The following is a 12,183-nucleotide window of genomic DNA, read 5'->3' on the forward strand; positions in this document are numbered from 1 at the left end:
AGGAAATGAACATTAATAATCAAATAGCAACCGCACCTGCCGAAACTTTAGATTCCGTTCGCTTAGAAAAGCCAACTGTTGAAGATGGTGCAGCGATGTGGGAATTGGTTAACAATTCAACACTCGACCAGAACTCTGCGTATAAGTACATTATGATGTGTGAGTTTTTCTCAGAAACGTGTGTTGTTGCAAAAGAAGGTGATAAACTTGTGGGCTTTGTCACTGCTTTCATCCCTCCAGAGCAACAGGATGTAGTTTTTGTTTGGCAAATCGGAGTTGATCCTTCTCAACGAGGAAAAGGATTAGCATCAAAAATATTAAATGAGTTAATAAGCCGTGAAGGATGTAAAGACGTTCGCTATGTCGAGGCTACAATTACACCTTCAAACCAAGCATCGCAATCTTTATTCCGTCGACTTGCAAAAGACCACGATACAAAATGTGAAGTAAAAGACTGCTTTGCAGAAGAGTTATTCCCTGGTGACAATCACGAGGAAGAATTAACATTTAGAGTTGGTCCATTAAAAAAGTAAGAAACGAATAAAGTACTACCTGTTGCACAACAAATAAAATACCTATACGCGGTATAAGTATTTAGGAGGAAATTAAAACATGGGTAAAACAAATTTAAATATATTTGAACAATTAGAATCTGAGGTACGCAGCTACATCCGTAGTTTCCCAACTGTATTTACAAAAGCAAAGAACTATAAAATGTGGGATGAGGACGGTAATGAGTATATTGATTTCTTCTCAGGAGCTGGCGCACTAAACTACGGACACAACGACCCATTAATGAAGGAAAAGCTTGTAGATTACATTTTAAATGATGGTGTTACTCACTCATTAGACATGGCTACAGCACCAAAAGCTGAGTTTCTTACTACATTTAATGACGTCATCTTAAAGCCTCGTAATTTAGACTATAAAGTGATGTTCCCTGGACCAACAGGTACAAATACTGTTGAAAGTGCACTAAAGCTTGCACGAAAAGTAACAGGACGCACGGATGTTATCAGCTTCACAAATGGTTTCCATGGTATGACAATCGGTTCTTTATCAGTTACAGGAAACTCATTCAAACGAAAAGGTGCAGGAATTCCTTTACACAACGTTGTAACAATGCCTTATGACAGTTTTGTCAATGATGGACTCGACACTCTGGAGTATCTCGAGCGCTTCCTAGAAGACAACGGAAGTGGGGTTGCCATTCCAGCTGCAATGATTCTCGAGACAGTCCAAGGTGAAGGTGGTATTAATGCTGCAAGTTTCGAGTGGCTGAAACGAATCGAAGAGATTTGTAAGCGTTGGGGTATTCTGCTAATTGTCGACGACGTTCAAGCTGGTGTTGGTCGTACTGGTACATTCTTTAGCTTTGAAAAAGCTGGCATCAAACCTGATATCGTTTGTATGTCAAAATCAATTGGTGGTTATGGATTACCACTTGCAATCACACTATTCAAGCCTGAGTTTGACATTTGGGCTCCAGGTGAACACAATGGTACGTTCCGCGGAAACAACCATGCATTCATTACAGCAACAGCTGCCCTTTCGTATTGGAAGGATGATAAGTTCGAAAAGAATATTGAAAAGAATTCTAAACGTATCTTTAGTTTCTTAGAGAAAATCGTTGCTGACTACCCTGAACTTAAAGGTGAAGCTAAAGGCCGTGGATACATGGTTGGTATTGCTTCAGGAGTTGAAGGGCTTGCTTCCGAGGTTGCAGCAGAAGCATTTAAACGTGGACTTATTATGGAGACTTCAGGACCTGAGGATGAAGTATTTAAGCTATTCCCACCTTTAACAATTGATGATGAAGGTCTTGAAAAAGGTCTTGAAATTTTAGAACAAAGTGTTAAAGCCGTTGTTGCATCAAAACAACCTGTCACATCCTAAAAATATCTAGGAGCGACATATGGTCGCTCCCTCTTTTTTGAGATGAACGAACAAGCTATTATACTGGAGGTCATAATATGAAAGTTATATCTTTAAAAGATGTTGTCGGTACTGAGCAAGAAGTAGATGGAGGTAACTGGGTCAGCCGTCGTTTATTACTAAAAAAAGATGGCATGGGTTACTCTGTTCACGATACGATTATTAAAGCTGGGACTGAAACTCACATTTGGTACCAAAATCACTTAGAAGCGGTTTATTGCATCGAAGGTAAAGGTGAAGTTGTCACGTTAAAAGACAATAAGGTTTGGCCAATTGAAAAAGATATGATTTATGCATTAGACGAGCATGACGAGCACCTTCTTCGCGCTCATCCCGATACTGATATGCGTATGGTTTGTGTGTTTAACCCACCAATTACTGGACGTGAAGTTCATGATGAAAACGGTGTGTACCCAGTAGATGAAGATTAATTAAAACGAAGAAGAGAACCTCACTGGTTCTCTTCTTTTTTGTTTAATATTCCATAAAAAAATAGATTAGTCATCTCTTCGGCTAGTTTGTCGGAGTGGCCGACTAATTTATGATAATTTTGTTCAATCGCACTTTTCAACAGCTCCATATATAATAATATCGTTTCGTCCGACAATTCGTTTCTAATGTAGCCCTCCTCTCTCCCCTGTTTGATCAGATTAACTAAAAGCGGCAGTGAAACCTCCTGATAGAACGTTTCAGCATACGCATATAATTCTCCATGTTCAGCAAATATCGAAGCTAACACTTGACTATCAATTAGCTTCTGGCCTTGTCTTTTTTTTATTAATAAAAACCGAAGCTTCTCAGCAAACGAAATATCTTTATTCTCAATTAACGCTTTGAATTCAGCTTGTTGCTCCTTTAGATATCGTTTTATGACCTCAATTAACAACCCTTGCTTACTTCCATAATAATTATAAATGGTTACTTGAGAAACGTTAGCTAGCTTTGCAATATCCTCTACACGAAGGGATGACTCGCCTCCCTCTATTAGCAAATCCAATGCTGCTTTCTCAATGTTTATTTTCTTTTGTTCCGTTCTTTTTATAAAGCCGTCCATTCCCTTCCCTCCTCATGTCTTAGTCCATTTTATCAAAAAGTTTTGAAAGATAAAAACCTAAATATTTCAAAAAGTATTGACTTCAATACTAAAAGCAAATAAGATATTTTTGAAAGATTAATATTAAAATATTTCAAAACTTCTAAGGATAGTAGAGGTGTGGTGTATGATCAATGCAAGGCAGTTAACAAAGACATTTAAAAACGGGAAAGGGATTTCAGATGTATCTTTTTCGATTGCAGAGGGAGAAGTGTTTGGTTTTTTAGGACCAAACGGAGCAGGAAAGTCAACCACAACAAGACACCTAATGGGATTTTTGAAGCCGGATAAAGGTTCAGCCCAAATTCACGGCCTAGATTGTTGGATTGAAGCACCTAAAGTACAAGAGGTTGTTGGTTACTTACCAGGAGAAATTGCTTTTTTCGATGATATGACCGGGACACAGTTTCTTGATTTCATCCAAAGCATGCGGCAATTAATGAATCTAAAGCGTAAAAAGGATTTAATTGAACGTCTAGAGCTTGATATACACACACCAATAAGGAAAATGTCAAAAGGAATGAAACAAAAAGTAGGAATCGTAGCTGCTTTTATGCATGATCCGGCAGTCTATCTTCTTGATGAACCAACATCAGGTCTTGACCCACTTATGCAGCAACGCTTCGTAGAATTAATTCTAGAGGAAAAATCACGTGGAAAAACAATTTTTATGTCTTCTCATATGTTTCAGGAGATTGAAAAAACATGTGACAGAGTCATGATTATCAAAGACGGTCAAATTGTCGAAAATGACCAAATTGACACAATCCGAAAAAAACAACGCAAAACTTTTCATGTATCTGTTGCAACTGATTCAGATCTTAACAAAATCTTAACCAGTTCTTTTCCTACAAAAAGATTACACGATCGAGCGATTGAAATTATTGTTCAAGGAAATATGAAGGAGTTTTTACAATTACTTCATTCTTGCGATGTATCCGATCTTTCTATGCAAGCAGAAAGTCTAGAAAACATCTTTCTAGGCTACTATGGAAAGGAGCAAGAACAATGAACCTTACATTATATAAACAAATGATGAAAGCTTCTACAAAAAGCATTTTAGGCTATGGAATCGGTTCAGGCCTTTATATTTTAATGGTTATATCTATCTTCCCAAGCTTTGCAGATTCAGCTGAATTCCACCAGCTATTAGATCTATATCCTGAATCGTTATTAGCTGCTTTCGGAATTGAAGGTCTTAGTGAATTAAGTGATTTCTTAGCTGGACAATATTACGGAATGATTTACTTACTTCTTTTATCAATTTTCACTATTACGACTTCAACGAAATTAATCGCTCGGTTCGTTTCACAAGGATCTATGGCATTTTTATTAGCGATACCGATATCTCGTAAACAACTTGCTTTAACACAGTCTGCTGTTCTTCTATCAGGTATCTTCCTCATCACGTTCATTTCGTATTTGTTTACATGGTTAGGACAATTGCTATTTTTAGAAAAACTCGCTTTACAAACTGGACCATTTTTAATGATGAATATAGTCGGGATTTTGTTGTTTGTTTCGATTAGTAGCTATTGTTTTCTGTTCTCAACTATTTTCTCGGATGATAAAAAGGCAATTGGCTATTCGGCAAGTGTAACGGTTCTTTTATATAGTCTCGATTTATTAGGGAGGCTTTCAGATAAATTTGAGTTCATGCGTTCTTTAACCTTCTTCTCTCTTTTTAATCCTTCTGGAATAGCAAAAGGAGAGGAAGAATGGCTAGTGTCCATTTTAATTTATCTAATTAGCTCAGTTATTTTATATACAATAGCAATCTATCACTTCATAAGGCGTGACCTTCCTTTATAATTCAAGAAGAAATCACTTTAGTTTCGTATGTAATTTCACAGTGTCCTAAGGGCAGAATCACCCTAATGGACACTAATGAACAAACACTTGCTTAAATTGTATATCAGTAGATTCGATTCCTAATTTATCAAGGAACTCATACACATCCTTAAACGTATCAACAGGATACTGTGTATTACACATATTTGTAGCTTGATCTAAGTTTTGCTTAAAATCATCATTTGTTAATAAATCTTGTTTCAACTGAAAAATTACTTTTAAAATTTCTTCATCTTTTTCAAACGTTACAAGACCATCACGTTCATTGAAATAAACAATCAAAGGTACTTGGGTATACGGATGAACAAAATGTGCTTTATATAGGTTCATGCCTCTTTCCCCCCTTTTCTTCTTATCTATTACTATACAAACTTTAGGACGAGAATCAAGTTTAATGTTTCAGACACTGTCTATTAAAATGCTATTGTGCAAATAGAGATTGACAATTCCCTAATTTACACTTATAATTATTGTAACAAATTATCGTTCCGAAACTTCTTATGTAAGTTCTTTCTTTTTCATAATTACCAGCATCGTATGACTGAAAGATATCTCTTGCAGGCATAAAATGAGGGTAATTGTTATTAAGGAAAGAATTGATGTAAAATGGTCGGTATACCTTCTTATATATAATGGGTATACCTTTTTTATTGCTTGGAAAGGAGACCTCTGATGAACAACACCAACATGACTAAAGGACAACTCGAAGCTGATATTAGTAAAGCATTAACGCAATGGGAAAAAGAATATTTAGGTAGAGGACCTTTACAAGTTAAAACTGATATTTTGAGAAATTTAATTATCGTTCAGTTAAAAGGGATTTTAACCCCAGCTGAAAAGTCTGTCGCTACAACAGCCTCAGGAATTTCATCTGTTAAATCAATACGTTCCGAGTTAATCGAGTCGGGTAGTGACCAGTTAAAAGAACTGATAACTAACCTTACAGGTATTTCGACGAATAGTTTCCATACTGACATTAGTACTATTACAGGTGAACGTATTATCATTTTTACAATGGAAGAACAGCTTGAACAAAAACTAAACATATAACACCCTATTGGGAGATTGCTCTTTCAGAAATGGAAGACGATAAACCAGCTTTCACGTCACGACGTAAAGCTGGTTTTTTTATACGCAAAAGGAGGAATTTTGAATGTTTGAAATGATTTTAAATTACTTTTTAACACCAGCCGTTTTATTTTTTGCAGCAGGATTAATCGCATCGATTTTACGCTCAGACCTAGAGATCCCTAAAAGCATTAGCGATGCTTTAAGCCTTTACTTATTAATTGCCATCGGTCTAAAAGGCGGGATTGAATTATCCAAGTACCCATTAAGTGATCTTGTCCAACCAATAATTGCAGCATTAATTTTAGGATGTTTTATCCCCTTTGTTGTTCTAGCTTTTCTAAGAAAAGCCTTAAAGCTCGATTTAAAAAATTCAGTCGCTCTAGCAGCAACCTATGGCTCGGTGAGCATTGTCACATTCGGAGCAGGCCTTTCTTTTCTTGAGAATTTAAATGTGCCATACGAAGGGTATATGAGTGGATTAGTTGTTTTATTAGAAATACCAGCAATCTTTATTTCTCTTATGCTTCTTCATTTACTAAACAAACCAGCATCATATCAAGTTCCACACCAAAAAGTAGGGTTTGTTCATTCTCTCCCTTCTTTATTAAATAAAGAGGTTTTAAAAGAAAGTCTTTTAGGTAAAAGTGTTTATGTATTAACGATTAGTTTATTCATCGGATACGCAACAGCTGGAACAAGTGTAGATATTATTAAGCCATTTTTTATTGACCTGTATCCAAGTGTGTTGATTTTGTTCTTATTAAATATGGGACTTGTCGCTGGACAACAGCTTTCCGGCTTACGCGAACACGGTTTTCCTTTAATCGCATTCGGAGTTGCTATGCCGATTTTTAACGGAATTATCGGTGTCCTTCTCGCTGGACTAATTGGACTTTCAGTCGGAGGGGCAACATTACTAGGAATTCTTGCAGCGAGTGCTTCCTATATAGCTGCTCCAGCTGCTATGCGGGCATCCGTACCTGACGCAAACCCATCGATTTATCTCGGGCTAGCTCTAGGAATAACCTTTCCATTTAATTTAGCAATCGGAATTCCTGTATTTTACACATTATCTCAATGGTTATTCAGTTAAACTAGCGTAGCTATCTGAGCAGCCTAGACTACTACGTGAACACCCACTATTAGCAAATGAGATTAAAACTAAAAGCTTCCTAATAGGGCACTGAAAAAGGATGGGTTTTCCTTTTTCAGTGCCCTTTAAGTAATGTGCGGAGCCGTTGCCTGGTTTTGAAAGCCCTGCTATGAGTGGTTTTCTCATAGCAGGGCGCGCAACGTGCGGAGCCATTACTTCCTCTTTGAGTTACAAGAAGTATTTTTTCAGTGCCCTGCTATGAGTGGTTTTCTCATAGCAGGGCGCGCAACGTGCGGAGCCATTACTTCCTCTTTGAGTTACAAGAGGTAGTTTTTCAATCCCCTCGAATAGCACCCTTTATCAATGCCCTCAAAATCAAACCTTCTAGGAAGCCTTTTTTATACTATGAATTCATCCCTTATTTACAAATCTAGAATAGGCGATCAGCTTTTCACATAATTATTTTATATAGATGAAGAAATGAGGTGTTGAAATGTCTGATAACCAAATACCACAGCCATTAAAAAACGCTGGGCTGGCTGCAGTGTTGAGTGCGCTTTGGTGTGGCCTTGGACAAATTTATAACGGACAAATTGCAAAAGGAATTGCTTTTATGGTGATTCAATTTATTAATGCACTTCTATGTTTTATTATCATTGGATTTATTACCTATCCAATCATGTGGATTTGGGGAATGCTGGATGCTTATCGTCAAGCCGAATTACTAAATCAGAAAAATTCAAGTCAGACTGATTTTTAAGTCGATTAACCAAGAGTGTCCCATTGACGTTTCAGCCTAAGGGACACTCCATTTCAACCTCAAAACTTAAAGTAGCTTTGTAGAAAATAAAAAACACGTTCCCTAATTTGAGATGTCTCATTTAACAATTGATGCTTCGCGCCATCAATTAATATAATGTGCGAATTTGGGTAATGCTTTGCAAGAAAATCAGTATTGTAACGCCAATCAACCGTTGTATCATCATTCCCTTGAATGACTAATATAGGTTGATATGAAGTTAATCGTTTGTTATTATTGGCAAACCATTCATACAGCGCTCCCACCCACGAGGTTGGGATTTTTTTATATTGTAATGGATCTTGATTTGTAAATTGGTTATAGCTTTCATTCGATGTACTTTTTTTAATCGTTCGTTTTATCTCTTTTACAAATGGATTCAAAACGGTGTAAGCTAGCTTGGATGGATACCATAAATTTGATCTAATTAAAGGAGCAATAAGTGCCGTTTTCTCAAAAGTCATTGGATGGCGTTTTAAATAACTTAATGCATTTGCTGCTCCTGTACTGTGTGCAATACAATACCTTGGCTCTTTCGCCCCCAGTATAAATTTGTCAATAATCATTGATAAATCCTTTACATAATCATCGAAATTCAAGATCGATGCACGTTCCCCTTCTGACAATCCGTGCCCCTGCAGATCATAGGTAATCACGTGAACCTGATTGCTTGTTAAAAAATGAATGAGCTCACGTAAACAGCCACTATGATCATAATAGCCATGTAAGGCTAAACAAATGGCTCGTGGATTCATCGGCCGAAATGATTGAACAAATAGAGCCCCATTCAAACCCGTAATATATCCGGAATGATATTGGACCGGCATATCTAAGTTGTAAAAACGAAGATATTCATTAATCGCATTCGACTGTGTTTCTCGTTCCCAACTAAAAGCCACTTTATCCTTCATAATTTGTTGGATTGCGTGTTCAATGTTATTCATTTATTAACTCCCCTACTGAGATATTAAAACCATTATAGAAAAAATGAGCGACAACTACAAAAAAGGACTACAAAGGCTCTCGCCACATGTAATCCTAATCTAAACCTATTTATTTAAAACAACCTCTTTTTTAGCGTTTGAACCCGCAACTTGAATCCCTGTCGTTTCCTGAAAATCATATAAGCTTGATGGCATATCCGCAAATCTCTCCAGTTCATTATAGGCAGGAATCCCGTGGTAAGCCATGTCAAGACCTTCTTCCTCTTCACGAACCGACGCTCGCAAACCAACTGTCGCTTGAGCAATTTTCGCAATCACGATTCCGCCAAGAAACCCCCAACAAGCAATCGTAATTGCACCTAGCAATTGAACACCTAGCAGCGAAAAGCTACCTGTTGTAAATAATCCAGCATGTACATCGAATAATCCAACAGCAACCGTACCAAATACGCCATTTAAGCCGTGGACGGAAACAGCACCGACCGGATCATCAATCTTCATTCCATCAATAAGCAATGTGCCATAAACTACAATAGCACCACCAATGGCCCCAATTAAAATCGCGCTCCATGTATCAACGAAGGCACACCCCGCTGTTATCGCAACCAAACCTGAAAGCACTCCATTAATAGTCATACTCGGGTCAGCCTTTTGATACTTAAACATCGTTAGTAGTAGAGCCACAGTTCCACCACTTGCAGCAGCCATCATCGTATTTAAAGCAATGATTGCTAATGATGCATCCGAGGCATCTAACGTACTTCCCGCATTAAATCCAAACCAGCCAAACCATAAAACAAATGCACCCGCAGAAGCTAAAGGTATATTACTCGGTGCAAATACGTTTGCACTTCCATCTGAATTAAAACGCCCTCTTCTCGGCCCTAGTATCCATGCCATCGCTAATGCAGCAAAGCCGCCCATTCCATGAATAACCGCCGAACCAGCAAAATCCTGCATTCCTAATTGTGCTAACCATCCATTTTCACTCCATACCCAATGACCTGAGAGTGGATACACAATAAGCGTGATGAGAGCAGCAGTAATAATATATGCTTTGAAATTCATTCGCTCTGCTACTGCTCCAGAAATTATAGAAATACACGCAATCGCAAACCCCATTTGAAATAGAATAAATGCTTCACTCGGTAATTCTAAACCAAGTTCAATTTGCCCTGGATTTGCAAATAAACTCGTTCCAATGAAGCCAAATGCGTCATCTCCAAACATGATCCCAAAACCGATTAACCAAAATGCAAGAGCACCAATCGTTAAATCAACAAAGATTTTCATTGTTATGTTAACCGCATTTTTTGTACGAACCAATCCTGCTTCAAGTAAGCTAAATCCACCTTCCATAAAAATGACCATTGCTGCTGCAATGACAATCCATACCGTATTTAAATAAATTAGCTCCATCCCCTGTTACTCCTTTCCCATTACTAAATCATCGACCGTTGTATCAGGTTCACCATTCCTAATATTATAGGCTTCATAAATCGGATACACGTATATTTTCCCATCGCCATTTTCACCAGTTTGGGCTGCATTCGTAATCGACTTAATTGTTAAATCAACCATATGATCCGATAGCACAATTTCTAGTTTCACCTTCGGATGGAGAGTTACTTTATAATTTTGACCTCGATAAACACCTTTACCATCAGCTTCTTGACCTCTTCCAACAACTTGACTTACTGTAAAACCAGTAATACCTATTTCTTTTAAGTGTTTAATCGTTTCCGTTAATTTTTGTGGACGAATAATCGCTTCTATTTTTTTCAATTTCTTAACCTCACAAGTAGAATAATAGATGTTAGCTTTCCTAACATGGCATGACACTAATTATAGACATAAATGCGTCAGTGTCAATAACATTTAGAAAATTTATATCCATCCTTAGATATTTAGCACCTATTTCGCAACCAATTTAGTATGAATAACAAGTAAAAACGCTCAGACTAAATCCTGAGCGTTTTCAAACGTTAAAACTCACCATTATTATTTTACTAATGTACCCTTTACTTCAAGAACAACATGCTACAAGACAATCATATCGACAACTCCTTGTTCCACTCTCGCAGCCGTTAGCCAAGAAATTAATTGTCTTTCACAAAACCAACAATTGATATTATTAACCCTATAAGTACCATTAAATATTCAAATCCCCCTAGATTTGAATTAATATCAACGGTAATAATACCGCCAACTAATATTATACTTAAACCCAATAACATAAATTTAATCCCTGGCTTGGCACTTTTAGATAGTATAAAGACAAAAATACCTAAAATAATAATCACTGGTATTGCAATAATACTCCATAGCATATTTTTATCTCCCCATTATTCGATTTTGGATTTTTTTCAAAGTTTAACTCTTCTACCCTTTAATACACCAAGAATAGGAGCTGCCGAATAGCAGCCCTTCTTGCACAAAGGTATAATTTCTTATTCCAGATAAGCACCCTTTAGTTTAATTATTTTTGTGTTCACTGATTGTGAAAAAGTCTCCCTCACTCGACCCATGAATAGTCATACCTATAAACTGTCCGTCTTTTTTAAATACATAGTAGCTACCCATTTGTAAATCTTCTTGTATCTCCCATCCCCAACTTTCGATTATTTCATAATAATCTTCCCTAATACCTCCGTTATTACCTATCGCATTATAAAGATATTTTTCATACCCATCTTCTCTACTCTCAGCAAGTTCAGCTTCAACAGGTATAGGAAACTCAGGAAAAGATGAAGAACCTTCAAAATCACTTTCATTACTATTACTACAACCTACAATAGCTATAAGAATTAAAAATAATAGTAGTGTCTTTACTTTTTTCATTTTTTTCACCTCTCTCAAAGGATAACATTATTAAACCAATATTTGGTTATTCAATTATCCTGCCTCGTTACTTTAAGTGTAACATTTCACAATTAGAAAAGTCCTTTGAGGTTCCTCAAAGGACTATTTATAACATTACTTTCATGGTAGTTTAAGAAGAAATTATGAAAGTTTTAGTTAGTTTCTTTATCACTTTGTGAATCTTTATCATACCAAATCTGAAAAACATATATTAAAAGGGCTACTCCGATCATCATTAAATATGTAATATGTGGTGACAATTCGCCTGAAGCTAATTCAAGTTTTCGTTGGATTGGATACCATAAATATATATATACACCATCCAATATTAGGTTTGTTATTAAATAAACAATAAATTTTCCGTAGGTAAACTTAAAAATCCATATTGTTGCTATTAAATAAGCACTGTATACCCAAGGAATATTTGCGACTTTGTCCCAGTCAAACAGCCCAGGTTCTCTCCACCAATTATAATGATATGCAGCTTGGTAAATAAGAGTGTTGACTACCGTAACAAACAATGCAACTGGAAGAA

The 12,183-nt window shown here is 36.7% G+C and carries 16 protein-coding genes; 8 read left to right on the forward strand and 8 right to left on the reverse strand.

Annotation, left to right across the window (positions count from 1 at the left end; translation table 11 throughout):
* The first annotated feature begins 95 nt into the window (after positions 1-95).
* The 3 genes from ectA (at position 96) to B1R93_RS06860 (ending at position 2,366) form a co-directional block, all read left to right on the forward strand.
* Complete coding sequence (ectA, locus tag B1R93_RS06850) at positions 96-533, forward strand: diaminobutyrate acetyltransferase (RefSeq protein ID WP_425348938.1); 438 nt, start codon at positions 96-98, stop codon at positions 531-533.
* A gap of 79 nt (positions 534-612) precedes the next feature.
* A complete protein-coding gene (ectB, locus tag B1R93_RS06855; protein WP_088103151.1) occupies positions 613-1,896 on the forward strand; it encodes a diaminobutyrate--2-oxoglutarate transaminase in 1,284 nt (427 codons plus the stop codon).
* A 77-nt stretch (positions 1,897-1,973) separates the two neighbouring features.
* Positions 1,974-2,366 (forward strand): ectoine synthase, encoded by a 393-nt coding sequence (locus B1R93_RS06860; RefSeq protein ID WP_088103152.1) that lies wholly within the window; start codon positions 1,974-1,976, stop codon positions 2,364-2,366.
* 20 nt (positions 2,367-2,386) lie between these two features.
* Here the strand turns inward: B1R93_RS06860 and B1R93_RS06865 are convergent, their stop codons facing one another.
* Positions 2,387-2,989: a TetR/AcrR family transcriptional regulator gene (locus B1R93_RS06865; protein WP_088103153.1), complete on the reverse strand. Its 603-nt coding sequence runs from the start codon at positions 2,987-2,989 to the stop codon at positions 2,387-2,389.
* A 166-nt stretch (positions 2,990-3,155) separates the two neighbouring features.
* On the opposite strand from B1R93_RS06865, the gene B1R93_RS06870 reads away from it, so the two are divergent.
* Complete coding sequence (locus tag B1R93_RS06870) at positions 3,156-4,040, forward strand: ABC transporter ATP-binding protein (RefSeq protein ID WP_088103154.1); 885 nt, start codon at positions 3,156-3,158, stop codon at positions 4,038-4,040.
* A complete protein-coding gene (locus tag B1R93_RS06875) occupies positions 3,956-4,840 on the forward strand; it encodes an ABC transporter permease subunit (protein ID WP_483422322.1) in 885 nt (294 codons plus the stop codon). The genes B1R93_RS06870 and B1R93_RS06875 overlap by 85 nt, the downstream gene beginning before the upstream one ends.
* A gap of 72 nt (positions 4,841-4,912) precedes the next feature.
* On the opposite strand, the gene B1R93_RS06880 is transcribed toward B1R93_RS06875, so the two are convergent.
* The gene (locus B1R93_RS06880; RefSeq protein ID WP_088103156.1) at positions 4,913-5,209 is read right to left on the reverse strand and encodes a hypothetical protein; all 297 of its coding nucleotides are present in this window, start codon (positions 5,207-5,209) and stop codon (positions 4,913-4,915) included.
* A 342-nt stretch (positions 5,210-5,551) separates the two neighbouring features.
* Between B1R93_RS06880 and B1R93_RS06885 the strand changes: the two genes are divergently transcribed.
* From B1R93_RS06885 to B1R93_RS06900, 3 genes are all read left to right on the forward strand, one after another.
* Positions 5,552-5,929 (forward strand): Na-translocating system protein MpsC family protein, encoded by a 378-nt coding sequence (locus tag B1R93_RS06885; RefSeq protein WP_245308205.1) that lies wholly within the window; start codon positions 5,552-5,554, stop codon positions 5,927-5,929.
* 103 nt (positions 5,930-6,032) lie between these two features.
* Positions 6,033-7,043, forward strand: a complete 1,011-nt coding sequence (locus B1R93_RS06890; protein ID WP_088103157.1) for a sodium-dependent bicarbonate transport family permease — start codon at positions 6,033-6,035, stop codon at positions 7,041-7,043.
* A gap of 493 nt (positions 7,044-7,536) precedes the next feature.
* Complete coding sequence (locus B1R93_RS06900) at positions 7,537-7,803, forward strand: hypothetical protein (protein ID WP_088103159.1); 267 nt, start codon at positions 7,537-7,539, stop codon at positions 7,801-7,803.
* 59 nt (positions 7,804-7,862) lie between these two features.
* Here the strand turns inward: B1R93_RS06900 and B1R93_RS06905 are convergent, their stop codons facing one another.
* The 6 genes from B1R93_RS06905 to B1R93_RS23190 form a co-directional block, all read right to left on the reverse strand.
* The gene (locus B1R93_RS06905) at positions 7,863-8,786 is read right to left on the reverse strand and encodes an alpha/beta hydrolase (RefSeq protein ID WP_088103160.1); all 924 of its coding nucleotides are present in this window, start codon (positions 8,784-8,786) and stop codon (positions 7,863-7,865) included.
* A 105-nt stretch (positions 8,787-8,891) separates the two neighbouring features.
* Positions 8,892-10,205 (reverse strand): ammonium transporter, encoded by a 1,314-nt coding sequence (locus B1R93_RS06910; protein ID WP_088103161.1) that lies wholly within the window; start codon positions 10,203-10,205, stop codon positions 8,892-8,894.
* 6 nt (positions 10,206-10,211) lie between these two features.
* Entirely contained in the window at positions 10,212-10,571 is a 360-nt protein-coding gene (locus tag B1R93_RS06915) for a P-II family nitrogen regulator (RefSeq protein ID WP_088103162.1), read from the reverse strand.
* Positions 10,572-10,885: 314 nt separating this feature from the next.
* Positions 10,886-11,116, reverse strand: a complete 231-nt coding sequence (locus B1R93_RS06920; protein WP_088103163.1) for a hypothetical protein — start codon at positions 11,114-11,116, stop codon at positions 10,886-10,888.
* Positions 11,117-11,261: 145 nt separating this feature from the next.
* Entirely contained in the window at positions 11,262-11,627 is a 366-nt protein-coding gene (locus B1R93_RS06925; RefSeq protein WP_088103164.1) for a hypothetical protein, read from the reverse strand.
* Between the two features lie 173 nt (positions 11,628-11,800).
* Positions 11,801-12,183: hypothetical protein (locus tag B1R93_RS23190; protein ID WP_207634122.1), on the reverse strand; the 383-nt coding region annotated here is incomplete at its 5' end.

The organism is Halalkalibacter urbisdiaboli, assembly GCF_002156385.1.
In the GTDB taxonomy this organism is placed as follows: domain Bacteria; phylum Bacillota; class Bacilli; order Bacillales; family Bacillaceae_D; genus Halalkalibacter_A; species Halalkalibacter_A urbisdiaboli.

Excerpts from the sequence above, each read along its gene's own strand:
- B1R93_RS06890 (WP_088103157.1), top strand. The coding sequence starts at position 6,033 with ATGTTTGAAATGATTTTAAATTACTTTTTAACACCAGCCGTTTTATTT.
- ectB (WP_088103151.1), top strand. The coding sequence starts at position 613 with ATGGGTAAAACAAATTTAAATATATTTGAACAATTAGAATCTGAGGTA.
- B1R93_RS06920 (WP_088103163.1), bottom strand. The coding sequence starts at position 11,116 with ATGCTATGGAGTATTATTGCAATACCAGTGATTATTATTTTAGGTATT.
- B1R93_RS06880 (WP_088103156.1), bottom strand. The coding sequence starts at position 5,209 with ATGAACCTATATAAAGCACATTTTGTTCATCCGTATACCCAAGTACCT.
- B1R93_RS06885 (WP_245308205.1), top strand. The coding sequence starts at position 5,552 with ATGAACAACACCAACATGACTAAAGGACAACTCGAAGCTGATATTAGT.
- B1R93_RS06870 (WP_088103154.1), top strand. The coding sequence starts at position 3,156 with ATGATCAATGCAAGGCAGTTAACAAAGACATTTAAAAACGGGAAAGGG.
- B1R93_RS06905 (WP_088103160.1), bottom strand. The coding sequence starts at position 8,786 with ATGAATAACATTGAACACGCAATCCAACAAATTATGAAGGATAAAGTG.
- B1R93_RS06910 (WP_088103161.1), bottom strand. The coding sequence starts at position 10,205 with ATGGAGCTAATTTATTTAAATACGGTATGGATTGTCATTGCAGCAGCA.
- ectA (WP_425348938.1), top strand. The coding sequence starts at position 96 with ATGTGGGAATTGGTTAACAATTCAACACTCGACCAGAACTCTGCGTAT.
- B1R93_RS06900 (WP_088103159.1), top strand. The coding sequence starts at position 7,537 with ATGTCTGATAACCAAATACCACAGCCATTAAAAAACGCTGGGCTGGCT.
- B1R93_RS06865 (WP_088103153.1), bottom strand. The coding sequence starts at position 2,989 with ATGGACGGCTTTATAAAAAGAACGGAACAAAAGAAAATAAACATTGAG.
- B1R93_RS06925 (WP_088103164.1), bottom strand. The coding sequence starts at position 11,627 with ATGAAAAAAGTAAAGACACTACTATTATTTTTAATTCTTATAGCTATT.
- B1R93_RS06860 (WP_088103152.1), top strand. The coding sequence starts at position 1,974 with ATGAAAGTTATATCTTTAAAAGATGTTGTCGGTACTGAGCAAGAAGTA.